Source organism: Microcoleus sp. N9_A1, assembly GCF_036701795.1.
In the GTDB taxonomy this organism is placed as follows: domain Bacteria; phylum Cyanobacteriota; class Cyanobacteriia; order Cyanobacteriales; family Microcoleaceae; genus Microcoleus.
Window position 1 is genome coordinate 83653 of sequence record NZ_JAUBRI010000012.1, and the last position, 23874, is coordinate 107526.

Consider the following 23874-nt stretch of genomic DNA (forward strand, 5'->3'; position numbering starts at 1 on the left):
GGCTCTAGCTACTCTTACAAATTGCAACTCATATCCCCAGATAATTGACTGAAACGCGCATTTTCCCGATAGTCTACCGGACAGTCAATCACGCAAGGAACATCTTGAGCCAGGGCTTCTTTGAGGATGGGAATTAAATCGGTTGCAGCTTCCACACGATAGCCTTTTAAACCCATACTTTCGGCAAATTTCACAAAATCTGGATTGCCAAATTTGACGAAATCGGAATGACCAAAATAATCTTGCTGCTTCCATTCAATTAACCCGTAACCGCCGTCATTAAAGATCAGCGTCACAAAATTAGTACCGACTCGCAAAGCAGTTTCTAACTCTTGACAGTTCATCATAAAACCGCCGTCGCCGGTGGCTGCTACTACTTTGCGATCGGGATAAACGAGTTTTGCAGCTACCGCACCCGGAATCGCAATTCCCATCGCCGCAAATCCGTTGGAAATCAAACAGGTATTCGGGCGATCGCAATGATAGTGCCGCGCGATCCACATTTTGTGAGCTCCCACATCAGATATAAGAATATCTTCCGGGCCCAGGACTTGCCGCAAATCGTAAATGAGTTTTTGTGGCTTGATCGGGAAACCATCGTCGGCTGCATATTGTTCGTACCCAGCGCGAATATCCGCCCGCAATTGCTTAGCAAAAGGGTCTACTTTCTCCATGCGATCGGCACGCTGCAAAATTTCATTGAGGGAATCAGAAATATCCCCCACAACTTCTATAAGAGGAATATAACTGCTGTCAATTTCTGCAGGCAGAGATCCAATGTGAATAATCGGGATTTTTCCTTCTGGATTCCACTTCTTCGGGGAATATTCAATCAAATCGTAGCCAACAGCAATCACTAAATCCGTTTCTTCAAAAGCACAACTAATATAATCCCGTTTTTGCAATCCCGTCGTCCACAGTGCCAAAGGATGAGTGTAAGGAATTACACCTTTGCCCATGAAAGTATTAGCTACGGGAATATTCAATCGAGTAGCAAATTGTGTCAAAGCATCGCTGCCATTAGCGCGGATCGCGCCGTTTCCTACTAAAAGTAGAGGACTTTTTGCCTTGGAAATTGCCACAGCGGCTTTATTCAAGCTTTGGTAAGCACCAAAAGTTTTTTCGCGGTTGTCTTTGGTGAGCGGCATTCCTTCAGCAGGCATTGCTGCAATGTTTTCAGGTAAGTCAATGTGAACTGCTCCCGGCTTTTCACTTTGAGCTACTTTAAAGGCTTTGCGGACAATTTCTGCCGTCGTGCTGGGGCGGACAATTTGAGCATTCCACTTAGTAACTGGTGCAAACATAGCGACCAAATCTAAATATTGGTGCGATTCTATGTGCATTCTGTCTGTGCCGACTTGTCCGGTAATTGCTATTAAAGGAGCGCCATCTAAGTTGGCATCAGCAACTCCTGTCATTAAGTTAGTTGCGCCAGGGCCCAAGGTGGACAAGCAAACGCCGGCTTTGCCTGTGAGACGACCGTAAACGTCTGCCATGAAAGCGGCGCCTTGTTCGTGGCGAGTAGTAATAAATTTAATTGAAGAGTTTCTCAGGGCTTCTAAAATTTCTAAATTTTCTTCTCCGGGAAGTCCGAAGACGTATTCGACGCCTTCATTTTCTAAACATTTTACCAATAGTTGAGCTGTGTTCATTTCCGTTTTTCTCCTCGGTTAATGGGGGTTGTGGGTCTTTTTAAACCGATCGCAAAAATACTAAATGGGACTTTTTAACCCCAGGTAAAAGCAGATAAACGCAGACTTATGTAGATTTGTGCGATCGGTTGATAGAGTGGGAGCTTATTTCACCCACACTGTTTTTATGTTAACAAATTCGTGCATTCCTTGGATGCTCAATTCGCGTCCGTAACCGGAGCGTTTGATGCCGCCGAAGGGTAATCTCGGGTCGGATTTTACTAAACCGTTGATGAATACCGCGCCGGCCTCTAGTTCGGAAATAAAGCGATCGCTCTCTGAGTTTACTGTAGTCCAAGCTGACGCACCCAAGCCAAAAGATGTGCTGTTTGCGAGGGCGATCGCCTCATCAATGCCTGCAACTCGGAATACTAAAGCTACGGGCCCGAAAAATTCTTCTTGACGGGCAGAGGCATTCGGCGGAATATCTGCCAGAATAGTTGGCAAGTAGAAATTGCCGGCATTCTCTGACAATGGGCGGCCACCTGTCAGAAGTTTTGCTCCCGATTGGACGCAAGTTTGCACTTGATTGTCCAAGTCTTTGAGGATTGCGGGAGTAGCTAAAGGGCCGATATCGGTTTCGGGCAACATCGGATCGCCTACTTTTAATTGCTCGAATTTTTCGACAAATCCTGTGATGAATTCGTCGGCAATCTCTTCTGCTAAAATAAAGCGTTTGGCCGCGATGCAAGATTGACCGTTATTCAGCATCCGGGATGTCACAGCAGTTGACAAAGCTGCTGTTAAATCGGCGCTGGACATCACAATAAATGGGTCGCTTCCTCCCAATTCCAGCACTACTTTTTTCAAATTTTTGCCCGCATTTGCTGCCAAACTTTCACCCGCTGGTTCGCTACCGGTGAGAGTTGCTGCTTTTATACGATCGTCCGCAACGATATCAGCTACTTTGTCGGCGCCGACTAACAAAGTTTGAAAAACTCCTTCGGGAAAGCCAGCAAGCGTGAAAATTTCTTCGATTTTCAAAGCGCACTGAGGCACGTTGGAAGCGTGTTTGAGCAAGCCGACATTGCCCGCCATCAGTGCGGGCGCCGCAAACCGAAAAACTTGCCAAAATGGGAAATTCCACGGCATGACGGCTAAAATAGGGCCCAGCGGTTGGTAGCGGACAAAGCTGCTGCTAGCGTCAGTGGTTGCCGGTACGTCTGCCATAAATTGAGCGGCATTTTTGGCGTAATACCGACAAACTAAGGCGCATTTTTCCACTTCGCCGATCGCAGATTTGAGCGTTTTGCCCATTTCCAGGGTCATCATTTCAGCATAAATTTCGCGATCGCGTTCCAAGATGTCTGCAGCTTTCTGCATCCAGATGGCTCTCTGCTCAAACGGCAGTTGGCGGTATTTTTTAAAAGCTTGCTGTGCTAATTCCAGCTTAGCTTCAATGGCCTCATCGGCGATCGGCTCGAAAGTTTTCAGCGTTTCTCCCGTTGCCGGGTTGATAGTAGCAATAGCCATGGTTTCATCTCCTGTGTGAAAAACACAAAACTCCCTGCTAATTTTCAGCCTCGGCAGGGAGTTGTATCAAGGTATTACAAAATAGGAATTTACCAGCCACGTTTTCTTTCAGGTCTTGCCAATTTGCAAGTGCCGCGATTTGTTTAAATTTCTCTACTTTTAATTATAGTTCAGAGTCTCGATCGCAAATCTTAAGAAAATTTGTCTTTCTGAAATCACGCACAAATCTCGCTTAACAGGCTAGACGGCCTGTTCCACAAAAGTTAAATCTTCTTGTGGGGCGTCCCGCCCGCCCCTGACAGCTTTATTCACAATTAATCGTGCAAGATGGATGAAATATCTTGTCGGGTGTCCCGCCCGCCTTGCATTCTCAACAACAGGTCCGACGGCCTGTTCCACTACACATTTCTCAATTCCTCTCCCTCAAACAGACTGTTCCTGGACGTAATCCTGGACGTAAGACTGATAGTAATACCTGCTGCCCTTATCGTTATTCGCCACCATTCCCAACAGCGGAATTCCCGCCATTTTTAAATCCTCAAAAGCCAACAACAGCGCCTCCCGCTCAGTTTGATGCAGGCCTACTACCAGCATCAATCCGTTAGTGTGAGCCGCCAACAAATTCGCATCAGCCAACCCCAAAAGCGGCGCAGTATCGTAAATAACCAAGTCAAAATGACTTGCCAAAGCAGCCATTAAATGCTGCATTTTTCGGGAAGAAAGCACCTTTGTCGGATCGGGAGGAACCGGGCCTGATGTTAACACAAACAAATTTTCATCGCGGGGCGATCGCACAATCACCTGTTGCACATCCACATCCTCAGCAATCACATTGTGCAAGCCTTGCCAATTCGGTAAACCCAGCATTTCGTGTACCTGCGGGCGCCGCAAATCCGCATCCACCAATAGCACTTGCTGGCCCATTGCAGCAGCCGCCCGCGCCAGATTGACTGCTACAGTAGACTTGCCGTCAGCTACTTGACAAGAAGTAATTACACAAGAATTGATTGGAGTATCAAGGTTTAGTAAACGAATATTCGCATTGAGCGAGCGAAAAGCTTCTTGAAAAGCATCCGTCGGCATCGGCGAAATTGCCACATCCACCGGGCTTGTCTCAGCAGGAGGAAGTCTCAAAATTTTATCGCTAGCAGGAATCACCCCCAACAAAGGCAGGCGAATCGACTGTTTGACATCCTCTGGAGTTTGGAACACCGTTTTATTGTTAAACCGTTCCGCCAACTGCGCCGCCAGCATACCAAACAGCAAACCAGCCAATCCCCCCAAAGCCAAATTCAAAGGCATAATCGGAGCAACAGCCATCAACTCGCCATTTTTGTAGCGCGGAATTTCCGGCTTAGCAATAACTTCCCAAGCCACCTCTTTTTTGCCCACAGCTTCAAGCTGCAAAGCTTGCTGTTTTGCCAGCAAACCATTCAGCGTATTGTTAGTCAAATCCAACTCGCGCTGCAAATCAGAATAGCGCCGCAAAATCACCGGGAATTTTTGAGAGTATTGATTCAACTGCTTAGCAGCTTGTTCCAAAACTTGATTCCGCACGCCCAGCACCTGAATTAAATTAGCAGTACCGATAAACTGCTCGATTAACTTAATCCGCACCGGATCTTGAAAAGCCAGCACTTGTGAACTTACCTTAGCCAAATCAGTTCCCAGAACCTCTTGGGCTTCTTTCTTCAACAAAGGAATCAGGTTCTTGCGCTGTTCTCGCAACAATTGCATTTGCGGAGTTTGGTCTGTAAACGTAGCCGAGTTAATCGCAATTTGCCCTTCTAATTGTTGCAATTGAGTCAGCATCGCTTGATAGCGGGGAGCTTGACTCAGAGCCGAAGCCATCAGCGCTTGCTGCTGGTTTAGTCCGAGCTGATTTTGCAGATTGGAATAGAGCAATCTCTGCTGGTTGAACTGCGTTTGCGCGTCCAATCTTTGCGCTTGAAGTTGGCTGATTTGCTGCGAAAGCTGTTGGGTTTGAATTTGCGGATCTATGAAATTGTACTGCTGCCGCAATTTTTGAATTTCTGTTTGCAGAGCTTGTTGGCGCTTTTGCTGATTGGGAATTTGCGATTTCACAAAATCCAGAGTCTGACTAATTTGAGTTCTGGTATCTTGCGCGCTATAGTTGCGGTAGCCTAGCGCAACTTTTTCCAAAACAAACTGAATTTTTTTCGGATCATAATCCCGATATCTCACTTCGATAATCTTGGTATTTTTGAAGCGATTAATTGATAACCTAGTTTCCTGAGAAAACGGCAAATTATCGGCTTTTTGGTTCAAAAGGTAATTGTAATTTATTTCGGGATACTTAGCCTGCAACTGTTTAATAATCGGCGACATTACTTGCGGGCTTTGCAAAACTTGAATTTGGGATTCGTAGTCAAAACCGGCATTTTCTGTCGTCGCGGGGGCTGCTGGTTGCAGTTTCAGATCCCCGGAGTATATTTTTGCTAAAGTATTTTGCGTAACTGCTGGTTCTACTAATAATTGAAAGCGCCCTTCGTACTCGCTTTTTTGATTCAGCGTCCAGGCGAAAACCCCGGTAGTCACTGCCGCGGCTACGCCGATGACTAAGATGGAGCGACTGCGGCAAACTTCCCAAAAACTTAACTCTTCTTCCTGTGTTTTGTCTCTGCCTAAAAATTGATCTTCTTCATAAAGGACAGAAGATATTTTTTGCAGATCAGCGGCTTTTTTATGGTTATTAAACAGTGCTAATTGAGCTCTTTTGCCTGGTTTCATTGGATTTCTACAACTTATTAGTTTAAACGTCTGTATTGGTGGCGGAGTTTTAGGAAACTGGTTGATTCCTAGATATTGCATTGCCAAACCGCAATTTTTTCTATAAAGCGGGTTTCTGAGGTCTTAATGCCAGTCTATTCAAATCACCGAAAAATATTGAACAACCGAAATATTCCTAACAGCGGGCTGAGAGGAGCGAGAGTCCCACCTACATTATCCGAGAACGTAGCGCGGCCCGATCGCTTTACCATAATTACATCATTATTTTGCAGTTTGGGATTAGTTTCTTGATTTGCTGTTGCGGAAAAATTAACCTTAACAGTTAGCTGCGAAACAGTGCCGTTAGGATTGAGGCGAATTAAATCCACCGAATCCATTTCGGCCCGCGCTTTATTAAAACCTCCTGCTGCTACCAGCGCTTGATTTAAAGTAGTGTTTGGCAGCACCGCAATCGCTCCCGGTTTCACGACTTCTCCCACAATGTTCACCTTAATCGTATCCGGTGAAAAATTAGAATTAGCAACTTGTTCGTCTTGGGTTTCATCAAGATTTTCGGCTTTGGGAACGATTACCGTATCTCCCTGTTGCAGCGCTAAATCTTGGGATACATCTCCCCCTTCCAAAAGTTGCCACAAATTCACATTAATAATTTGTTCTGTACCCGCCCGCGTCAGTCGGCGAACTTGTATTTGTCTGATATCAGCTACCGGCGTAATGCCGCCCGCCATTTTAATTGCCCTCGTTACAGTTTGCGGCAAAACAGTTTCCCCGCCGTTGGTTTCCCTGGCAGCAAACAAACCAGAATTTTCACCCATTTCATTCTCTTGTACCCTACTTTGAGCCTCTTTTGCCAAAGTATAAGTACCGGGGCGAGTTACTTCGCCCACCACAGCAATATTAATTGGTTGAGTGCTTTGTCCGGTAATGTTAGCTACTGCTAAAGTCGGTGCTTCTTGGATGTTGAGGCTAGTTACAGTGGGAATAAATATAGTATCGCCGTCGCGCAAAGTCAGATCTGCCTGCAAATCGCCGTTTTGCAATAATTCCCACAAATCCACACTAATAATTTGTTCCGGTGCGTTGCGCTGGGGGCGGCGGATTTTGATTTGTCGCACGTCTGCTGACTGCGTAATTCCGCCGGCCATTCGCAGAGCCCTCGATATCGTTGGCATTTGAGTTCCCATTTGCTCTGCTGTGCCTCCGGGGCCTGCTGTTGAGGATATTGTATAGGCTCCGGGGCGGTTAATTTCGCCCGCGATCGCAATTTGCAAAGGACGTGCCGCTAGCAGTTTGAGGGTAATCCAAGGACGTTTAAGGTATTTGCCGTATTTGTCTTTAACAGCATTAGAAGCTTGTTCTAAGGTCATCCCGTACACGGAAACGCTGCCAATTAACGGCAAACTCAGGGAACCGTCTGCCTGTACTTGGTGTTGACCGTTGGGGCCGCTGTATTCCGGGACGTTGAAGATGTCTATTTGAATACGATCGCCCGCTCCCAAAGTGTAAACTTCCGATCGTACACTTGAAGGCGCACTTGCGGGAAATCCCGGCGCTGCGGGTACTTGTACAGGAACAGGAGAACCCGTATCACCAGGAGGAGGAGGAGGAGGCATAAACTGGGCCGCCGCAGGAGATGAACCCACCGCCGCGAGCACTGACACTGTTAAACTTTGGGCAATTAAACTTTTGACAGCATTGCTTACCCAATAACCCAGCTTGCAGCTTTTGCTGGAAACGTCTCCCTCAGCCCCTCTCTTTGCAGAAAAGGGGAGAACTTCTTCCCTTGGACTCTCCGCGAAGGGGAAACAAGGGTGAGATTTTTTCTCAAGTTGCACCTTGCGCGAATAACTTTTCACCACCATCGCTTTTTGCCCCTATCCTCATCCAACCCCGCCAACATCAAATGTAACCCAACTGCTCTAACTTGGTCAGAACTTTTTTAACACTCTCTTCCACACTTTCTCGCTCTGTGTAACAAATAATCTCAGGATTAAGCGGTTCTTCATAAGGATCGTCAATTCCCGTAAAACCCTTAATTTCTCCTGCTCTCGCCTTAGCGTATAGTCCCTTGACATCGCGACCTTCGCACACTTCTAACGGCGCTGTGATATATACTTCAACAAAATTGGGCTCCATTGCTCTAATTTCGTCGCGAATTGCTCTGTAGGGGCTAATAGCTGCGGTCATTGCGACTACTCCATTGCGGCTCAGCAGGTGAGCTACAAATCCAATCCGCCGAATATTAGTATCTCGGTCTTCTTGGCTAAATCCCAAACCTTTTGACAAGTTGGTGCGAACGACATCTCCATCCAATATTTCAACTTTGCAACCTCTTGCCTTCAATTCGGGTTCGAGAGCTTTGGTGATAGTTGTCTTGCCGGAACCGCTCAGCCCGGTGAACCACAAAATAAAACCTTTTTCCATTTTCAGCCGTTAATTAGTAACTGGGAAAGTATTAAGACGTAAAACTTTATAGATGCTGTTCCCTTTTTTCTATTATCGTTATTCGCGGTGTCATATTGCCAATATTGGCGCACCAAAAATGAGAAATCAAAATTTGCGATCGCTCCTGCAGTCATTTAGTAACAAAATTGTGCGCTCGCTGCATACATAATTCCCGATTTATTATTTGTCAAGTCTTTACACAGTAAAATTTAATTCGCGATCGCCAACGCCGAACATCTATCTGTAGTGCACTCATCACCTTACTGAGCCTTTCGCAATCTAAAATCTAAAATCTAAAATGGTATTGCCCATGTCTTCGGTCTTAAAAGCAGATGTTTTGGTAGTCGGTGGCGGCACCGGCGGCACAGCAGCAGCCGTGCAAGCAGCCCGCCGAGGTGCCAAAACTATTTTAGTAAGCGAATTCCCCTGGCTGGGAGGAATGCTGACTGCAGCAGGCGTTTCTGCCCCCGATGGCAATGAATTAGCAGCTTTTCAAACCGGTTTGTGGGGCGCCTTTTTACGGGAACTCCAGCAGGGACAGCCGGGAGGTTTGGATTGGGGCTGGGTCAGTTTTTTTACTTACGATCCCCGCATCGGTGCTGAAATTTTCGCTGATTGGGTTAAATGTTTGCCGAATTTGCAGTGGATTTCTGGACAAACAGCTCAAGATGTGCTATGTGAGGGCGATCGCATTTCTGGCGTTCGGTTTGCAGATTTTACGGTTTCGGCAAAAATCACTTTGGATGCAACGGAATTGGGAGATTTGCTGGCTTTAGCGGAGGTTGGGTACCGCTGGGGTTGGGAATTCCAAGCCGAGTGGGGAGAACCCAGCGCGCCGATCGCCCCTAACGATCTCACACAACGGTATTCGGTGCAATCTCCGACTTGGGTGGCAATCATGCAGGATTTTGGCTTAGGTGCGGTTGCACCAAAAATTCCCGCGCCGCCTGTTGACAATCCCGATCAATTTACTGGTGCTTGGGACGGTTACACCCCCGAAAAATTTCTCAATTACGGCCGACTTCCGGGCGGATTGTTGATGATTAATTGGCCGATTCGAGGTAATGATTATGGTGAAGGGGTTGATCGACTAATTGCATCTGAAACATCTCGACAAGAATTCCTCCAAGAAAGTCTCTGGCACAGCCAAAGTTTCGCCCGCTGCATTCAAATGCAACTCGGCCACCGCTACGGCTTAGCACAGAACATTTTCCCCATTTCCCAGAGCGAAAATCAACAAAATTCTCCCATTCTTCCTTCCTTCGCCTTACATCCTTACTACCGAGAAAGCCGCCGTTTGCGAGGAATAAGTACAGTCAGAGAACAAGATATTTTGCCGATTGTCGGCGGTAGAGTTGCGAAATTGCCGATCAATTGTGAGGGAATTTGCGAGACAATTGCGATCGGCAACTATGCTAATGACCACCACTACCCCAGTGGCGACATTCCTCTGCAGCCAAAATCAATCCGTTGGGGCGGCCGCTGGACTGGCACTTTGTTTACAATTCCCTACAGTGCGCTAATTCCTGCGAGTACAGACGGATTGCTAGTCTGCGAAAAAAATATTTCCGTCTCTCACATCGCCAACGGTGCAACTCGCTTGCAGCCTGTTGTGATGAATATCGGACAGGCGGCGGGGATGGCGGCGGCTTTGTGCGCGGAATCTGGATGTCAGCCGCGCGATTTGCCGGTGAGGGTTTTGCAAGAAGCTTTGCTGCAAGATTCCGAGGCGAGGGCGGCAGTTATTCCTTTATTTAATTTGACACGGGATCGATCGGATTGGCTCGATTGGCAACGCTATTATCTCGATCGACCTGAAGCATATCCCGCCAGCGGCGAATGTCAGGAGTCAGTAGAGAAACAAAGCATTAAAACAGCAAATACCCCGACCCAATTTTCGGGCATTTTCCACCGCATCGGCGAACAAGACTGGACACTAACCCTGACAAGCCCAGCATCTGCGGCCGGTCAAACTTGGCAACTCGTCACTTTGGACTCGGAAACCGACAGATTTTTACAGAATTGCGAAACCGAAAAGCCTCTGACAGTATGGGGCAGGCTGAATTTTGCCGGTACTTGGCTGCTGGCAGAATCCGTAGAATTGAAGAGGTGAGGTTTTTTGCAAAGATCCGAAAATTGCACAGAAATCTATCCTGATCGATCGGGGCAAGTCTGTATCAGGTAATAGACACTGACACGGATACTACCCATGCACACCTACACTGCAATTGCTTTACTAAGCCTGTTGGGCATTACCTTGAGTGCCAGCGCCCAGAGTGCTTTTGAATGCCTAGTCGAACTGCTGGCAATTGCCACCGCTGATTATATTGTCTTGGCGCCAACTCAACAAGAAAAAGGCGATCGTTCTCCTGAAAGAGGCAGCGGACGCAGACAGTTCATTCAGCCTCATCTTTACACCCATCACATACCAGCATTTTAATGGCATGGGACGAAAGGGAGTTCCACCAATGAGTCGGTTTCGGCCGCCAGTGTCGATCGGATTTTCTGGGATTCTAGGAAAGTCAGGTTCGTCTGGCAACTGCACTTCTTGTTGACAGTCATTAGAATACTTATTCTGTGTAAAAAATGATCATCTCAAGCTTCAACCGCTATTTATCGAGAGATTTACTCTTTCGATAAATAGTGGTTTTGTATGTTCAAGGCTTTAGATACATTTCACCCTGTCAAGTTAGGCAACTAAAATTTACTGTGGGTGACACAATTTGAAAAGTTAAATAATTCTCACATCATGTTTTTTGAATAGTCTGGCAATTTCTGGGAAATCAATCCTGATGAGCAAGGGAAAAGTCCGTATCTCTAAATAGACACTGACACGGATACTACCCATGAAAAACTACACAGCAATTGCTTTATTGAGCCTGTTGGGCCTTAGCTTGAGTGCTACCGCCGCTCTATCCCTTGAATCCCCAGTCGAACAGCTAGAAACTGCCACCGCTCAATATATGTTGTCAGCGCAAACTCAACAAAGAGGAGAGCTCCCTCGCCCCAGAAGTCCACGGCGTAATTTTATGGAGCCCCGCACTGACATTCAGCCACTACAACAATTTTAATCGCATTGCCAGAAACCTAGTTCCGCAACTGACTTATTTCGAGGCTGGTTTCGATGCCGCCCGTGTCGAGTGAGCAAACTAATTTTCTGGGACTCTAATTTTTCTGGTTCGTCAGGCAACTGCACTTTTTGTTGACAGTTATTTGACAGTTATTACGAGATTTTTTTGTATTACTATTAGCGCATATTAACTTGGAGCTGCCATCTACCTAAAGATAGACTCTCGTAGGTGGCGGTTTTGTATTGAAATGTTTCAATGAAATAGGAATTACCCGCAGGACTCCGATGGTGGGGTTTTTCAACCGATATCCCAGGGCATCAACCCCGTATTTTAGTCGATCGAACCTGGTGTCGCCGTCCAGGAGTATTTAAGCACTGTTGCGATCGGAGCCGCCTCAAATTCCTCCGATCGCAACAGTTATTTACGTTCTCCCCCCCACAGGTAGGGTTTAATTTTCAACGGCTGCACTATAATAAACTTGCGATAACTAACTTATATATAGGTAAACCGTGAGCGCAAAGGGTGCAGCAATCTACTTAAATTCGCCACCAATAAGAACCACTTATGCGGTGTGGATAGCCTTTAAGCCCATGCCCCTGTTACCTCAGGGAAATTAACTAACCTGAATATTAGGGTAGCTGGCAAGCTTTCCGGCGACAGTCGGCTATGCTTGATTCGGCGCTCTCGCAATAATTTAATGGAGGATCGCAAGATGCCTCCTAGTTTGGCTATTTCGGGGATAGTGATGAAAAATGACTCTTTGGATCTGGTCAAAAGCCTCAGCCCTAGTGCAATGGATCAGATCATGCTATATCTGGCGTTTAGCGCCATGAGAACCAGTGGGCACAGGCACGGGGCGTTTCTAGACGCGGCCGCAACGGCGGCTAAGTGTGCCATTTATATGACTTATATGGAGCAGGACAACAACCTGCGGATGACCGGACACTTGCATCACATTGAGCCTAAACGGGTGAAGGTGATTGTTGAAGAAGTCCGGGAAGCTCTGACTCAGGGAAAATTGCTGAAAATGTTGGGTTCGCAAGAACCTAGGTATTTGATTCAGTTTCCTTATGTCTGGCTGGAACAGTATGCTTGGATGCCGGGACGCCCTCGCATTCCGGGAAACAATTTGACTGTAGATGAAAAAAAATATCTCGAAGGCAAGGTTCCTCCGAATCCGCCAGACGCTCAACTGATCAATTCTTTTCAGTTTATGGAGTTGATCGAGTTTCTGCACAGGCGATCGCAAGAAGATATGTCTCCAGACAGGCGAATGCCTTTGAGCGAAGCTCTAGCAGAACACATTAAGCGACGCTTGATTTATTCTGGGACAGTTACTCGTATTGATTCCCCTTGGGGAATGCCGTTTTATGCCCTCACTCGCGCTACTTACTCTCCCGCAGAGCAGGAAGAGCGGACATTTACTATGGTTGAGGATACGGCTAGATATTTCCGGCTGATGAAGGATTGGGCGGAAAAACAACCAAAGGTGATGCGAATTATGGAGACTTTGGATATTCCGCCGGAACGGCTCGACCAAGCCCTTGAGGAATTAGATGAAATTATTCGCAATTGGGCCGATCGCTATCACAAGCGGGGCGAACCGACGATGATTGTACAAATGGTGTTTGGGCCGCAAGACGACGCTTAGTTTGATTAGTTATTAATCATTAGTCATGAGTTGATTGCTTGAGACTAATGACTAATGATTAATAGCTAATAGCCCTGGACGGGGCAACCGGCCTTTGTTCCAAAAATACTGCGTTAATCGTTTGAATTATCGTAAAAAACCCGGTTGATTGGGTAGCGAATGCGTCCAGGATGAACTAAGCTAAAAAAGCTCTCCATGTCGCCGCTAAAATAATCGCTGCGATCGCTCCTATGAGTGTATTAAAAAAATTTACCACCTCGTTCGTCAGCCACTCAAACTTTGATTGCACCGTCGCCCCAATCACACTCTCGATGTTCGTGGCAATAAAAGCTGCAACAACACAAAAAAGAATTCCTGCCAAGTCAATTAATCCGACGGCCCAACTTAAAAGCGCAATCAAAATTGAGCCGACAATACCCGCGATCGTTCCTTCCAAACTTACGGCCCCTTCGGTACCCCTAGGTACAGGCTGCAAGCTAGTAATCAAAAAAGTCCGCTTCCCGTAAGCTTTGCCGATTTCGCTAGCGCAGGTATCGGAAAGTTTGGTGCAAAAACTCGCCGCGTAACCCAGCAATAACAGGGAAATAGCATCTTGTGGTACAGACATCTTGCCTGTATTGCCTAAAATAGATAATGCCAAAACTCCCACAGCGCAAAGAGTAGCGGTTAAAGCCGAACCCCAGACATTTTCTGGGCCTCGGGCGCCTGAACGCTTTTCGGCTATGCCTTCTGCTTCTTTTTGGGGTTGGCCGATGCGGGTAACTCCCGATCCGACAAGAAAGTAAAACATCACCACAGCATAGCCTTGCCATCCCAAACAGCCCCAGATGAGGACGCCCAATATCCAGCCGTGAAATTGGCCAGCGGGAGTGAGCAATTTTTTTGGGGCAATGGTGGCGATCGCGAGTAAAAATGTATTGAGGGCGATCGCCATCAACCAAGGATTAGACCAAGATAAATAATTAAAGAACAATTCTGAATTTTGCATTTAGTACCTCCATGAGCCAAGTCTTATTTCATCTTGCCTTCCCCGTGACCGATATTGCCCAAACCAAAGCGTTCTACGTAGACGGGCTCGGCTGCGAACTAGGTCGCGAATCGCCAAATTCTGCGATTATGGGTTTGTGTGGCCATCAAATTGTCGCCCACGTCAGCCGCGAAGCTTTGACGCCTCAGCGAGGCATCTATCCCAGGCATTTTGGGTTAATTTTTACTTCCGAAGCAGACTGGGAAGCGTTGTTAGAGAAAGCCCAGCAAAACAACTTAAATTTCTATCAAGAACCGAGACGGCGATTTGTCGGTTTGCCTACAGAACACCGTACTTTCTTCTTAGAAGACCCTTTCCACAATATACTTGAGTTCAAGTATTATTGTGAAACTGAAGCAATTTTTGGTCGCAGCGAATACGCTGAAGTTGGCGATGCAGTTGACAGTTGACAGTTGACAGTTGACAGTTGACAGTTGACAGCTAGTAGGGTGCGTCAGCAGAGAGTTATTTGGTATGTCATTGAGCATCTGTATGCTGACGAACCGTACAAATGATAGTCGCCACAAGTTAATAAGAATTTTTCAATGGTTCTGAAAGTGCTTCTGCGACCGCTTTTAAACTGCTGGAATGCCTCGCCATCATGGCATGGGCGAAAACAGACAATTTTACTTCTTTGGCAGCAGATATTTGGGAACTAGAAGCGGGTACGATGATGAAATCCCAATCTGTCCAAATCGAAGTAAAATTGAGCTTTTCCAACAAGGCAGCATCTCGATTTAAATCTTCTAGAAAAGCACTGCCCGGACGCATTTGAACGCAGCCTTTTCCCCAGAGAGTGTAAGCCATCCAAGTACCACTGTGAGGAGAAGATATCGCAATAAAGCGCTGCACTCGGTTAATGCCACCTAACCTTTGTAGGTAGTAGCGAGTTACTAAACCGCCCATGCTCAATCCTACTATATCTAAATGCTGTTCTGGCGCAAAGGTTTTGTCTATATAATCTGCTATTTGTTGGGCTAATTCGTCTATGCTGGCGTTGCCCCAATGGGGCGAGAGATTGAGGGTGTAGACTGACCATCCCAGTTGGGTGAGGTAGGCAGACATTTTGTAAAAAATTCCCGATTTTCGGAAGATTCCGTGAATGAGCAAGACTGGGTTGCGGCTGAAATTGCTATTCATTTTTAAGTGGGAATTTTATTTTTAATAGGTGCTTTTAGTTCTTCAACTAATGCGTTAATACTTGGGGTTTCTGTCACCATTTGGCGGTGCAGCAAAACGTTTACTTTAACTTCTTTACCTACTGGCATTTGGGAGCTGTTCGCTGGTACAATCATTATGTCAAATGGCGTCCACATTGATGTAAAGTTTATGCGTTTGAGCATTGTCACATCTTGATTCAAATCGCGCAGCAGGCCACTATCGGGGCGCATATCCAGGTATCCTGGTAGGCGTAGGGAATAGGCGGTGAGGGTGCCGTTGTGAGGAGAAGATAGGGTGATGAAACGCTGTACGCGGTTGATTCCTCCGAGTCGCTGGACGTAGTAGCGACTGACGATGCCGCCCATGCTGTAGCCTACTATGTCTAAAGGCTGTTCTGGATCGAAGGTTTCAGAGATGTAGTCTGCAAGTTGCTTGGCTAGTAAGTCGAGGCTGAGGCTGCCGTCGTTGGGGGTGAGGTTGAGGCTGTGGACTGACCATCCAAGTTGGGTGAGGCGGGCGGACATTGTGTTGAAAATAATCTTTGTGTCCCAGATGCCGTGTATGAGGATGACGGGATTGCGATCGAGCGAACTGTTCATTTGAAAATAAAATTTCTGGCTGATTACAGCATAAATCACTCCCCTAGGGAGTTTTACCCCTACTAGGACAGCTAGCGAATCGGATCGAGGTACGATCGACAATTAGTGGGAATGGCTAACAAATTCTGAGATACTTGTAAATAAGTGCAAAGCTGTGATGGTATTTATACCTAAAATTTGCTTGGATGAGGTAGCTTAAATACAGCAAAATGTAAATTTTGATTAAGAAATGTAGACAAAAGTTGCCTTACCTCGTAGTCTAACCTTGTTGACAAGCTTGTACAAATTTCTCTAAAAGAACAAAAGGAGTAAGTCTAATGTTTGGTTTTATCAAAAATTTCTTCGGCGGTATTTTCGGCTTTTTTGGCAGACTGTTGGGCTTGAAAAAGTCTGAATATTTCCTAGATTTGGGCGAATCGGGAGCTAAGGAACCAGCAAAAGTTGCGCCTGCGAAGGCTGAGCCTGTTGCGATCGCACCGGCAAAGGTTGAGCCTGTTAAGTCTGAGAAGTCTGAGAAGTCTGAGAAGTCTGAGAAGTCTGAGAAGTCTGAACCTGTTAAGAAGGCTAAGGTAGAGAAAAAGTCTAAGAAAGAAAAGGAACCAGTCGCTAGCGTTCCTGCTAATACTCAGGAACCCGTGAAGGTACCTGCAGCGGCAGCAACTAACGGGAAAGTGCAGAGTCAAGCTGAACCAATTCGGACTTTTGCTCCTAATAATTTAATGCCGACACCAACTGGAAGTCGTCGGAGCCCTGGCCCCAGCATGAACAATTTCCGGGAAATGGCTCGTCAGGTGAAAACGAAATAGGAAATTGGGAATTGATAATAGGGAATTGGGCATTGGATAACTCCAAATGCTGGCGTTAAAAATTTAAAAAATGGCATTACTCATTTTTAATTTTAACTCTTTATTCTATTCCCTATTTTTTTCCTTTCTGAGGAAGGCTAATGCGCTGTATAGCTGAAAAGCTGAGTCCCAAGGAGTTTCGGATTTGCGATCGACTTCTATATGAGATTCGATCTTGCTCAACATATTAGTGTAATCGAGCACTGTCTCGGCAAAGGGCGTAAATTCTGACCAAACTGTAATGTCAAGCTGGCGATCGAATATTTCCAGTAAGTGATTCCAGTTAATTCTGGTGGTACTTTGAGGAATTTGTTGAGAGTTTTTGACTCTCGATATTTTGTTTTTCTGGTTCGGTAAAGTGGGGAGATCGGCTGAAGCTTTGGTGAAGTCAACTCCTTGTTGAAATTCGTAACTTTGGTCGCAAATTCGCAGAATGCAGTTTCTGCTGGGAATGTGCAAGTCACAGATTTGAGCGTAATCTTGCCTGATTTCTCTGTGGCGAAATTGCTCCTTTCTTCGGTTGGGTGAGTAGTCCATGACTTCGATGAACATCGGCAACAAGCCTTCTACTCTTTGGGTGACTTCTGACCAGCTAAATTCGATCGCACCGAGTCGTGAGAGTTTATCTTTGCAAACAACGGCTGGGGAAGAGAGAGACTGGAAGTGTTGCACTCGGAAGATTTGGATTTTTTGAATATCGCTTAGGGTTGCCCAAAATACGGGAATGCCGGCGTTGAGGAGTTCTTGACCATAAATTCGGAGTTCGGCGATGGGGCCAGTTTTGTAGAGTCTCCAGCCGCGGCTTTGGATTTGCATCCGCGTTGTGTAGGCGTCGATTTTAAATATTCTGCTGATATGTTGAATGGCTGCGGCTTTGTTTTCGGGACTCACGGGTTCGAGGATGAGGAGTCCGGGTTCGAGGTTGCTGGGGTCGTTTTTGGCGGTTTCTATGGCTTGTTGGCGGAGGTTTTGTTGTGCGGTTTCAATCCGTTGAATAGCTTGGCGGGTCTGGGAGACGATTTTGGCGTTGGTGATGTCGCGGAGTATTTGTTTGTAGGTTGTTTGGGCTTTTTCGAGGTTGTTGGTGAGTTCGTAGTAGCGGGCGATATAGTATTGTACCCACGGATTTTCGGGGGATTCTTTTTGTAGTTGTTTGATGAGTTGGGCAGCTTGTTTGTAGTCTTTACCCTCTAGGGCGGCGGCTATTTGGTTGATGTCTGTCATGGCGATTGCGGGAATGGCGTTGTTTCTATCTTGGCTGATGTTTGGTTGGTTCCGCCAGTGGTTAACAATTTTTGCTGTTGTGTTAGTTTGGGATTTTGGGCTGTTGGGAAAAATTAATATTTGGATTTTTAACCGCAGATGAACGCGGATGTGTATAGATGTATGTTGACTGGATGTAAAAAAAATATAAGTTAAAGTTGATTGGAATTAACGCTTAATGTGTAAGTACGTTTGCTTGTGCGATCGCCTCCTTTAACAATTATTTTATAAGTGCCGTTACTAGGCAATTTTACAGTGAGTTGAGACTCTCGGCGATTCTGGGAGTTACCTGTTTTTTCGGCAATATTTTTGCCGCTGGTGTCGAACAGTGTTATGTTGTGGTCGAATGCTCTGCTTTTGAGGTCGATCGTAATAGGTTGACCAGCCCGTCCTTGGAAGGCGTGTTCGCGGGATTCGCCTTCTTTTAAGGTTTCTCGGCGCTCTAGGAGGGAGAGAGAGAGGTGACTTTTGGGCGATCGACATTGCTCAAATCTAAGCGGTAATTTGTGGTTGTTGCACCAGGGCCATTTCCGTTTCTGACTGCGATGATAAAGGCTGTTTTGTTGTTGGGGTCTCGGACTATTTTGTCAATAAATTGGGATTGTATTTGTTTTGCTGTTAGAGGTTTAGGTTGGTTGAAGTTGGGTTTTGAGGTACAGAAAAGCACGGCTCCGTCTAGATAGCGGGCGGCGTAGAACCAGTAGTTTTGACCGTTAGCTGTAAACTCGTTTCTGCTAAAGATAGTGAATCTTTCAAGTTGCGGTAGTTGCTGATTGCGCTGGCAATTTTTATCGATGTAGATTTCGTTGGCTGATGGCTGTCGCTGGGCGAAAACTGCTGGTACGGTTGTGGTTACAATTGCTGAGATGAGGGTGAGGGTGAGGGTGAAGGGCGATCTGCTTTTCATAAATACTTGTTTCTCTTTATTGTTGTCAGGTCTTGTACGCTGTACTTCCTATTTTACAATAGTCCGGACAGTTTTTATATGGCCCAATGGCTTATGCTCGCTTGACTTTGACCCACTGTGGATAATTAAATCAATGTCACCTCCACCCCTGACTTACATTTAATTCGACTTTTTTATGCTCCTTGCCCCGCGTAAGCTTGTAGTATCGTTCCAAAAACTGTCCGGAGTATTGATTTTATCTCTATTTTAAATACTGTTCTAGTTCCGCAGTGCGCTGTTTCGTCATGCGCTCCAAACATTCATTAAGGAAACCTCCATAACCGGTACCGCCACGACTTTTATAAACTTCAAATTCACAGGTTTTATCTCTTAACTTAATCCACCCTAATTGTGCTTCGGAAAGTAGCGCCCGCTCGTCGCCACTTAATTGGGAAATCAGTTGTTTGTAAACCTCGTTCAGCCGTTTATCCGAGGCTTCGTACCTCAACCGAATACAAGCTCTGACTTGCACATCTCCTTGCGGGCGATCGCAATTAATCTGTTGAGCAATGGGAAAGCTCGGAGATTGTGCAGAAACTGATGTTGTACCAAAAATTGCCAAAAGCGCGTGAAGCGAAGCTATCCCGTAGGGAATCGGCCAAAAGGGCGATCGAGCTTTCCTCAACTCTATTTTCATTGCCCATCAACCCACCTATCCGATCAATTCTTTGTTATTTGTTGATATTAGCACTTCTCAAATGCCGCGCCAACTAAAGACAAAGCAACAATCGGTGCTGTCACCGCCCTCAGAATTCTACTACCCAAAGAAACAGCTTCAAAACCAAATTCGATCGCCCTTTCCGCCTCACCCTCAGTCCATCCACCCTCCGGCCCAACAGCAATCACAATCGATAATTCTCCCCCAGCCGGGGGCGGGCACGGGGGCACCGCCCCTACAAAATGGGGTTCTAATTCTTGCTCCCCCCTTACCAAGGGGGGCTGGGGGGGTTCTAAACCAATCAAACAATCCCACAAATGCCGATTGTCCCCGCGAGCCACACAAATAAATCGATATTTTTGACCGCAATCTTTGATAGCAATATCAAACGAAACAGGCTCTAAAATCGTCGGCACAATTTGACGTTCCGACTGTTCTGCCGCCTCCGCAGCAATCCTTCTCCAGCGATCGACCTTTTGAGCACTTGGTTTGAGCAAAGTTCGATCGCTCGTTACCGGAACAATACTTGCCACACCCAACTCCGTCGCCTGTCTCACAACCTCGTCAAAGCCGTTTCCTTTGGGCAATGCCGCCATCAAAGTTATTTCCACTGGTAGCTCCATGTTTACAGCAATCTCCTCTGCTATCGAGGCAAATAACCCGGTTTCCCGTGCTTCTAGGACTGCTAACCACCAATGTCCCCGTCCGTCCATTGCAATAAATTGATCGCCCGCTTGCAAACGTAGCACTCGATTTAAATAATGCTGCTGTTCTCTAGTTAAGTCGATTTGGCGATCGCAAATTTGAGGGGCAGTAATTGCTAATCTTTGTAATTGAGGCATTGAATTTGGGATTGTTCGTTTTCTATTAGAGATTTTTTTTATTTAACCGCAGAGAACGCAGAGAACGCAGAGGAAGAGAGAATGAGAGGAGATAGGCAGGCGGGGTTTCAACCGCTCATAAATAATAAAGGCAAAGCATTTACAACCAGATTTATGTTAAAAATCCAAGTTTTTTTCTGCAAATGCTCTGCCTTTATATTATTTTTGCGTGAGTTTTATTTGATGCTAGCAAAAATCGAAAATTGCAAATCGGCTTATGCTTCCTCCTTAATCTTTTTTAAATAAGTGGAAATCGCTTCTGTAGCTAGCTGTGTAATCGGCTTGCCCTGACGGGCAGCTTCTTCCTTGAGCTCGTTGTAGATTTCATCGCGGACGCTAATTCGACGGCGGACTTTGCCACCGCTAGCAGTGGCAGTCTCGTTTCCGTCATCGTTACTAGACGTAACTTCTAATTCATTAATCTCAGTTGTCATCGAGTCAGCAGATTGGTAGTTGGTTACAAATTGACGGATAGATTCTAACCCGACGCGATCGCAAAAATCGCCAAAACTCTCACTCTTTTGCCGTTTTTGCTTGAAATAAACAAAAATCGGCTCCAGAAAAGCTTCAAAATTATTGACGTGCAGCTTTTCCTCAATGGGTTTTGCCAGCCGCGTTTGGTCGGGAGAACCGCCCAGCCAAATCTGGTAGGATTCCGGAGAACTCCCGACAAACCCCAATTCTGCCATATAAGGGCGGGCGCATCCATTTGGGCAACCGGTCATCCGCACCACAAAATGCTCGTCTTCTAAACCAACTTTGGTCAAAAGTGCCCGAATTCGCTCTAAAATGCTTGGCATCACGCGCTCGGACTCGGTAATCGCCAGCCCGCAAGTCGGCATTGCCGGACAGGCCATCGCATAGCGTACTAAGGGGTCGATCGCAGTTTCTCGCTGAATGCCGCATCGATCGAGTATTCCCTGAATTTCCTGTTTGAGATCCGGCGAAATATCGTAAATCAGCACGTTTTGGTGTGGCGTCGCCAGTATCGGCAAGTTGTACTTCTGCACAATTTCCCGCAAAGCTGTTTTTAGCTGAAATGAGCCTTCATCCTTAATCCGGCCATTATCCACAGAAATGCCGACAAACAACTTGCCGTCTCCCTGTTCGTGCCAGCCCAAGAAATCCAAATACTGCCACTCAGGCAGCGGTTTAAAGGCTTCTAGCGGCTTGCCAAAATATTCTGCTACTTTTTCGCGGAACCACTGTACACCTTTGTCGTTAATCAGGTACTTCAGCCGCGCGTGCCGTCTGTCTGTGCGATCGCCGTAATCTCTTTGGGTTGCTACAATTGCCTTGACCAAATAGTAAACATCATCCTTGGCAACATAGCAAATCTCATCCGCAACCCGCGCAAAAGTCTCTTCTTTGTTGTGAGTGCGACCCAAACCGCCGCCAGCAAACACGTCAAAACCTTGCAACTCGCCAGCTTCATTGGTAATTACCACCAAGCTCAAATCCTGAGAGTACAAGTCAACCGAATTATCTCCCGGCACGGTAACGGAACACTTGAACTTCCGCGGCATATAATGCTCGCCGTAAATCGGCTCTTCTTTGTCGTCGCTAAAGATTGTGCCGTTGCCGTTTTGCTGTCTCGCCGCCTTCACTGCGGGGTCTTCCTCGGCCGAAACAGCTTTTTCGCCATCCAGCCAAATTTCGTAATAAGCACCGGTTTGCGGCGTTAGCAAATCGGCGACATTGTTGGCGTATTGCAGCGCATACTCATATTCGGGGCGATTTTTGTACGGTGCTGGAGGTGCCATGACGTTGCGGTTCAAGTCGCCGCAAGCTCCCAAGGTTGACCCCATATTTTTAATAATTGAGGAAAACACTGCTTTAAGATTTTTTTTCAACACGCCGTGCAGTTGGAAACCTTGGCGAGTTGTGACGCGAAGGGTGTGGTTGCCGTATTCTTCAGATAGCTTGTCTAAGGCTAGGTATAATTGCGGCGGAGTGAACCCGCCGGGATTGCGGGTGCGGAGCATGAACTGATAGTCTTTTTCTTGTCCTTTAACTCGATTGTCGCGGTTGTCTTGCTGGTACGAGCCGTGAAATTTGAGAATCTGAATCCCGTCTTCGGTGAAGTGGGTTGTGTCTTGTAACAGTTCAGTCGCAACGGGTTCTCGTAAATAGTTGCTGCGTTCTTTGAGACCTTCTGACTTAGAGGGCTTGCGCGCAACAGGGGTTGAAGTGGAAGATGTGATCATGGGAATGTATAGTGCCAGTTATAATTAGATACAGCCGATCGTATATTTCTTGACAATTTGACACTTGACAAATTTGCACTTGACAAATATCCTCAGAAATGCTGTGTCGGATCTGTTGAGAACTCGGTTAACAAGTAAGCTAACAAGTAAGTTAATAACGGTAATCCGGTAGGAATTCTGATGTTGTTCAATTGTAACACGATCGAGCCGGGGCTGAAAAATTGTAATTAAGAGTTTATACTTTCGATCGCTTAAGTGTACGAAACTTTAGAAATAATTAACCTCAACCTTTGAAACTATGTCACTGTATGACGAAGACACATTTGTGGTTTTAGAAACAAACCAGTCAGAGCAGTTTTTGACTGCGGCGGAACTGTTAGAAAAGCTGAAAGCAGTGTTAGCCGAGGAACACGAAGATTTGCCGCAGGACTTGCATAAAATATCTGGCGTGGAAGCTCAAGCCAAGTATTTAATTGATACTTATTGTGAATTAGATGTCGGGCCTGGAAAGTTTTTGCAGTGGTACGCAGTCCGTCTAGAAAAGTAATTTTGTCTCAGCAATTTTCACAGGCGAATATTTCACTTCTCGGACGCACTGCGACTCTGAGAAACCGGGTTTTTGGAGGTTTCTGCGCGCTAAAACGAAGTAGATTCGTGAAAAACCCGGTTTCTGCCAACCCTTGCGTAAACCCTAGACTACTGACTACTGACTACTGACTACTGATTAATCTTCCAACTGTTGGACTGATGATACTTCAACTGCGGTAACATCGATCGTACCGGGCGGCGTCAAACGGCTAAAATGACCTTCCTCTATTTTCAGAGGTTCGCCACAATTAGCACACTGAAACTGAGTTTGATTTAAAGCTGTGAATTCGTATTGACAAACTGGACACTTGTCTTCAATTAAATTGCGTTTCAGCCACCACTGAAGCGCGAAAAATGCGACTACAGGTGTCAGCAGCAAAAAAGCTACTACAATCAATACTGATTTAACTATCCAACCCAAACCAATTGACACCAACACACACGCGATGCCCAGCAGTATCAGCCAATTGCTAATACGGGGTAGCTTTAAAGAAATTTTGGGGGTGCCTTGGTTCACGGTGGTCTCCTTGGGTGTCTTTGCACGTAGGCATAACTCTATCCTACTCAGAAAATCACGCAGTTGTTCGAGTTAATTTTCCCATCATACACGGAGAAAC

The 23874-nt window shown here is 46.2% G+C and carries 21 protein-coding genes; 7 read left to right on the forward strand and 14 right to left on the reverse strand.

Annotated elements, in window-relative coordinates:
* Positions 1-14: 14 nt before the first annotated feature.
* From QUA58_RS08190 to cysC, 5 genes are all read right to left on the reverse strand, one after another.
* The gene (locus tag QUA58_RS08190) at positions 15-1652 is read right to left on the reverse strand and encodes an acetolactate synthase large subunit (protein WP_333393607.1); all 1638 of its coding nucleotides are present in this window, start codon (positions 1650-1652) and stop codon (positions 15-17) included.
* 144 nt (positions 1653-1796) lie between these two features.
* Positions 1797-3164 (reverse strand): NAD-dependent succinate-semialdehyde dehydrogenase, encoded by a 1368-nt coding sequence (locus QUA58_RS08195; RefSeq protein ID WP_333393609.1) that lies wholly within the window; start codon positions 3162-3164, stop codon positions 1797-1799.
* A 423-nt stretch (positions 3165-3587) separates the two neighbouring features.
* Positions 3588-5915 carry a polysaccharide biosynthesis tyrosine autokinase gene (locus QUA58_RS08200; protein WP_333250940.1) on the reverse strand — a complete coding sequence of 776 codons (2328 nt, stop codon included), beginning with the start codon at positions 5913-5915 and terminating at the stop codon, positions 3588-3590.
* 143 nt (positions 5916-6058) lie between these two features.
* On the reverse strand, positions 6059-7777 hold the full coding sequence (locus QUA58_RS08205; protein WP_333250937.1) for an SLBB domain-containing protein: 1719 nt from the start codon (positions 7775-7777) through the stop codon (positions 6059-6061).
* Positions 7778-7814: 37 nt separating this feature from the next.
* Positions 7815-8339 (reverse strand): adenylyl-sulfate kinase, encoded by a 525-nt coding sequence (cysC, locus tag QUA58_RS08210; RefSeq protein ID WP_333250935.1) that lies wholly within the window; start codon positions 8337-8339, stop codon positions 7815-7817.
* Positions 8340-8670: 331 nt separating this feature from the next.
* Between cysC and QUA58_RS08215 the strand changes: the two genes are divergently transcribed.
* The 3 genes from QUA58_RS08215 to hetR all read left to right on the forward strand — a co-directional run bounded on the left by QUA58_RS08215 (position 8671) and on the right by hetR (position 13082).
* A complete protein-coding gene (locus QUA58_RS08215) occupies positions 8671-10473 on the forward strand; it encodes an FAD-dependent oxidoreductase (RefSeq protein WP_333250933.1) in 1803 nt (600 codons plus the stop codon).
* A 96-nt stretch (positions 10474-10569) separates the two neighbouring features.
* Positions 10570-10800: a heterocyst-inhibiting protein PatX gene (patX, locus tag QUA58_RS08220; RefSeq protein WP_333250930.1), complete on the forward strand. Its 231-nt coding sequence runs from the start codon at positions 10570-10572 to the stop codon at positions 10798-10800.
* A gap of 1376 nt (positions 10801-12176) precedes the next feature.
* Positions 12177-13082: a heterocyst differentiation master regulator HetR gene (gene hetR / locus QUA58_RS08225; protein ID WP_333251106.1), complete on the forward strand. Its 906-nt coding sequence runs from the start codon at positions 12177-12179 to the stop codon at positions 13080-13082.
* 175 nt (positions 13083-13257) lie between these two features.
* Here hetR and QUA58_RS08230 read toward each other — a convergent pair whose 3' ends face one another.
* Positions 13258-14070 carry a TIGR00297 family protein gene (locus QUA58_RS08230; protein WP_333393610.1) on the reverse strand — a complete coding sequence of 271 codons (813 nt, stop codon included), beginning with the start codon at positions 14068-14070 and terminating at the stop codon, positions 13258-13260.
* Between the two features lie 11 nt (positions 14071-14081).
* On the opposite strand from QUA58_RS08230, the gene QUA58_RS08235 reads away from it, so the two are divergent.
* Positions 14082-14519 carry a VOC family protein gene (locus QUA58_RS08235; protein WP_333393612.1) on the forward strand — a complete coding sequence of 146 codons (438 nt, stop codon included), beginning with the start codon at positions 14082-14084 and terminating at the stop codon, positions 14517-14519.
* Positions 14520-14637: 118 nt separating this feature from the next.
* Here the strand turns inward: QUA58_RS08235 and QUA58_RS08240 are convergent, their stop codons facing one another.
* Together QUA58_RS08240 and QUA58_RS08245 are read right to left on the reverse strand one after the other, a co-directional pair.
* On the reverse strand, positions 14638-15249 hold the full coding sequence (locus tag QUA58_RS08240) for an alpha/beta fold hydrolase (RefSeq protein ID WP_333250920.1): 612 nt from the start codon (positions 15247-15249) through the stop codon (positions 14638-14640).
* A gap of 2 nt (positions 15250-15251) precedes the next feature.
* Positions 15252-15869 (reverse strand): triacylglycerol lipase, encoded by a 618-nt coding sequence (locus tag QUA58_RS08245; protein ID WP_333250917.1) that lies wholly within the window; start codon positions 15867-15869, stop codon positions 15252-15254.
* A gap of 317 nt (positions 15870-16186) precedes the next feature.
* Between QUA58_RS08245 and QUA58_RS08250 the strand changes: the two genes are divergently transcribed.
* Positions 16187-16675 carry a hypothetical protein gene (locus QUA58_RS08250; RefSeq protein WP_333250915.1) on the forward strand — a complete coding sequence of 163 codons (489 nt, stop codon included), beginning with the start codon at positions 16187-16189 and terminating at the stop codon, positions 16673-16675.
* A gap of 105 nt (positions 16676-16780) precedes the next feature.
* On the opposite strand, the gene QUA58_RS08255 is transcribed toward QUA58_RS08250, so the two are convergent.
* Positions 16781-17938, reverse strand: a complete 1158-nt coding sequence (locus QUA58_RS08255; protein WP_333250913.1) for a tetratricopeptide repeat protein — start codon at positions 17936-17938, stop codon at positions 16781-16783.
* 13 nt (positions 17939-17951) lie between these two features.
* Here QUA58_RS08255 and QUA58_RS08260 point away from each other — a divergent pair, with 13 nt between their 5' ends.
* Positions 17952-18080, forward strand: coding sequence for a hypothetical protein (locus QUA58_RS08260; protein WP_333158072.1), 129 nt, complete (start codon positions 17952-17954; stop codon positions 18078-18080).
* Positions 18081-18419: 339 nt separating this feature from the next.
* On the opposite strand, the gene QUA58_RS08265 is transcribed toward QUA58_RS08260, so the two are convergent.
* The 4 genes from QUA58_RS08265 to sir form a co-directional block, all read right to left on the reverse strand.
* The gene (locus tag QUA58_RS08265; protein ID WP_333158074.1) at positions 18420-18884 is read right to left on the reverse strand and encodes a hypothetical protein; all 465 of its coding nucleotides are present in this window, start codon (positions 18882-18884) and stop codon (positions 18420-18422) included.
* A gap of 241 nt (positions 18885-19125) precedes the next feature.
* Positions 19126-19560, reverse strand: a complete 435-nt coding sequence (locus QUA58_RS08270; RefSeq protein WP_333393614.1) for a lysozyme inhibitor LprI family protein — start codon at positions 19558-19560, stop codon at positions 19126-19128.
* A gap of 47 nt (positions 19561-19607) precedes the next feature.
* Positions 19608-20423, reverse strand: coding sequence for an RsmE family RNA methyltransferase (locus tag QUA58_RS08275; protein WP_333393615.1), 816 nt, complete (start codon positions 20421-20423; stop codon positions 19608-19610).
* Between the two features lie 254 nt (positions 20424-20677).
* Entirely contained in the window at positions 20678-22669 is a 1992-nt protein-coding gene (gene sir / locus QUA58_RS08280; protein ID WP_333393617.1) for a sulfite reductase, ferredoxin dependent, read from the reverse strand.
* 298 nt (positions 22670-22967) lie between these two features.
* Here sir and QUA58_RS08285 point away from each other — a divergent pair, with 298 nt between their 5' ends.
* Positions 22968-23216, forward strand: coding sequence for a chlororespiratory reduction protein 7 (locus tag QUA58_RS08285; RefSeq protein WP_333250902.1), 249 nt, complete (start codon positions 22968-22970; stop codon positions 23214-23216).
* 177 nt (positions 23217-23393) lie between these two features.
* On the opposite strand, the gene QUA58_RS08290 is transcribed toward QUA58_RS08285, so the two are convergent.
* Complete coding sequence (locus QUA58_RS08290) at positions 23394-23774, reverse strand: hypothetical protein (RefSeq protein ID WP_333250901.1); 381 nt, start codon at positions 23772-23774, stop codon at positions 23394-23396.
* Between the last annotated feature and the right edge of the window lie 100 nt (positions 23775-23874).

What these genes read in the sequence shown, in the direction of transcription:
- QUA58_RS08190 (WP_333393607.1), bottom strand. Translation starts at nt 1,652, where the DNA reads ATGAACACAGCTCAACTATTGGTAAAATGTTTAGAAAATGAAGGCGTC.
- QUA58_RS08195 (WP_333393609.1), bottom strand. Translation starts at nt 3,164, where the DNA reads ATGGCTATTGCTACTATCAACCCGGCAACGGGAGAAACGCTGAAAACT.
- QUA58_RS08200 (WP_333250940.1), bottom strand. Translation starts at nt 5,915, where the DNA reads ATGAAACCAGGCAAAAGAGCTCAATTAGCACTGTTTAATAACCATAAA.
- QUA58_RS08205 (WP_333250937.1), bottom strand. Translation starts at nt 7,777, where the DNA reads ATGGTGGTGAAAAGTTATTCGCGCAAGGTGCAACTTGAGAAAAAATCT.
- cysC (WP_333250935.1), bottom strand. Translation starts at nt 8,339, where the DNA reads ATGGAAAAAGGTTTTATTTTGTGGTTCACCGGGCTGAGCGGTTCCGGC.
- QUA58_RS08215 (WP_333250933.1), top strand. Translation starts at nt 8,671, where the DNA reads ATGTCTTCGGTCTTAAAAGCAGATGTTTTGGTAGTCGGTGGCGGCACC.
- patX (WP_333250930.1), top strand. Translation starts at nt 10,570, where the DNA reads ATGCACACCTACACTGCAATTGCTTTACTAAGCCTGTTGGGCATTACC.
- hetR (WP_333251106.1), top strand. Translation starts at nt 12,177, where the DNA reads ATGAAAAATGACTCTTTGGATCTGGTCAAAAGCCTCAGCCCTAGTGCA.
- QUA58_RS08230 (WP_333393610.1), bottom strand. Translation starts at nt 14,070, where the DNA reads ATGCAAAATTCAGAATTGTTCTTTAATTATTTATCTTGGTCTAATCCT.
- QUA58_RS08235 (WP_333393612.1), top strand. Translation starts at nt 14,082, where the DNA reads ATGAGCCAAGTCTTATTTCATCTTGCCTTCCCCGTGACCGATATTGCC.
- QUA58_RS08240 (WP_333250920.1), bottom strand. Translation starts at nt 15,249, where the DNA reads ATGAATAGCAATTTCAGCCGCAACCCAGTCTTGCTCATTCACGGAATC.
- QUA58_RS08245 (WP_333250917.1), bottom strand. Translation starts at nt 15,869, where the DNA reads ATGAACAGTTCGCTCGATCGCAATCCCGTCATCCTCATACACGGCATC.
- QUA58_RS08250 (WP_333250915.1), top strand. Translation starts at nt 16,187, where the DNA reads ATGTTTGGTTTTATCAAAAATTTCTTCGGCGGTATTTTCGGCTTTTTT.
- QUA58_RS08255 (WP_333250913.1), bottom strand. Translation starts at nt 17,938, where the DNA reads ATGACAGACATCAACCAAATAGCCGCCGCCCTAGAGGGTAAAGACTAC.
- QUA58_RS08260 (WP_333158072.1), top strand. Translation starts at nt 17,952, where the DNA reads ATGGCGTTGTTTCTATCTTGGCTGATGTTTGGTTGGTTCCGCCAGTGG.
- QUA58_RS08265 (WP_333158074.1), bottom strand. Translation starts at nt 18,884, where the DNA reads ATGAAAAGCAGATCGCCCTTCACCCTCACCCTCACCCTCATCTCAGCA.
- QUA58_RS08270 (WP_333393614.1), bottom strand. Translation starts at nt 19,560, where the DNA reads ATGAAAATAGAGTTGAGGAAAGCTCGATCGCCCTTTTGGCCGATTCCC.
- QUA58_RS08275 (WP_333393615.1), bottom strand. Translation starts at nt 20,423, where the DNA reads ATGCCTCAATTACAAAGATTAGCAATTACTGCCCCTCAAATTTGCGAT.
- sir (WP_333393617.1), bottom strand. Translation starts at nt 22,669, where the DNA reads ATGATCACATCTTCCACTTCAACCCCTGTTGCGCGCAAGCCCTCTAAG.
- QUA58_RS08285 (WP_333250902.1), top strand. Translation starts at nt 22,968, where the DNA reads ATGTCACTGTATGACGAAGACACATTTGTGGTTTTAGAAACAAACCAG.